The following is a 1,397-nucleotide window of genomic DNA, read 5'->3' on the forward strand; positions in this document are numbered from 1 at the left end:
TGCGGCTCCTCACCTTGTTGTGGGTAGCTGTGGGCGTAGTCCGCCGAGGCAGAGATAGATCATTGCGGTCAATGTTTGGGCGGAGTGGTGGCCGTAGCCGCGGGCGTTGATCAGGCGGATTTTTGCGTTGATGCCTTCGATGAGGGCGTTGGAGATTCGTAGTTCGACCGCGGCGATGACGGCTTCGAAGTGTTCCTGGAGGCGTTTGCCAAGTGCGGTGAAGGCGGGGATACGGCTGCGCTTAGCGGCGGTGACCCAGGCTTTGAGTAGGCGGCGGGCGGTGCCGGGGTCATGCTCAAGCCGGTAGAGGTCGCGCAGTTGTTCTTTCAGGGTCCAGGCTCGCCCGATACGGCGGTTGGTACGGGTGATTCGGTTGAGCAGGTCACGCTTGTTGTCGGTGAGCTTGTTCTCTCCGGTACGCAGCGCCCAGCGGCCGGCCTTCCAGTCGGCGGTGCTGATCGAGGATCGACCCGGCCCGGTGGCCGACTCGGCGTAGACGCGGTCCAGGGCTCGGTTGACCCATTGCATGATGTGGAACGGATCGAAACAAATGGTGGCTTGCGGTATGTGGGTGGTGGTGGCTCCACGGTAGGCCTTGCTGACGTCCATGCTGACCGTTGTGATTGTCGATAGCGTCGAATGCGATTGTTGGATATAGAAACTCGCTAAGGATTCTTCGCTGCGTCCAAGTTGGATGTCGATGACGGTGCCGGTGTCGTGATCCCCGATGATGGTCAGATATCGGTGTGGATGGCGGTAGCAGATCTCATCGACACCGATGCGGTAGAGGGTCTGGAGGCGTCGTTGATCGAGCAGTTCAGTCACTCCGCGGTTGATGATCGCGGTGACCGATTCCCAGGCGCACCGCATCAGTGTCGAGACGGTGGTGCGGTCAGCGCGTTGGGCCAACCACAGCACCATGTCTTCGAAGTCGCGGGTGAACCGGGCACCTGGTCGCGCCCAGGGCACCGTTTCGGTGATGACCCCGCAGTCTGGGCAGCGCAGGCGGCGGATTTCATAGATCAGCCATAACCGTTTGGTACCTAGATCGAGGTGGCGCCAGCGGCGTCGCCGCCGGTCATAGCCGGTGCGGACTCGTTTGCCACACGGGCAGCTCAACAGCCGGGCGGTCGGACGGACCGCGACTTCGACATCACGGTCACCGATGGCGACTTCGGTAACCGATGCCCCGGGGATCTGCAGGAGACGGTTAAATGCAGTACTGACGCGCACGCGGATCAGCTCTCTGGTTGAGGTTGGTGTGGTAACCCCGCAACTTAGAGCGCTACCGCGTGCGCGTCCCTTATTTCCGCCGTGAAACGCCGATACCCTTGACCCACAACTGAAACCATCGCTGACCAGCAAGAATGCGCCCATTAAAACACTAGGAGCGCCAC

General features: G+C 61.1%; 1 protein-coding gene. It reads right to left on the reverse strand.

Going from position 1 to position 1,397, the window contains the following annotated elements; genetic code table 11:
* Positions 1–9: 9 nt before the first annotated feature.
* Positions 10–1,233: an ISL3 family transposase gene (locus MVA01S_RS29850; RefSeq protein WP_003928857.1), complete on the reverse strand. Its 1,224-nt coding sequence runs from the start codon at positions 1,231–1,233 to the stop codon at positions 10–12.
* Positions 1,234–1,397 lie beyond the last annotated feature (164 nt).

The organism is Mycolicibacterium vaccae NBRC 14118 = CIP 105934, from assembly GCF_001552715.1.
GTDB lineage: Bacteria > Actinomycetota > Actinomycetes > Mycobacteriales > Mycobacteriaceae > Mycobacterium > Mycobacterium vaccae.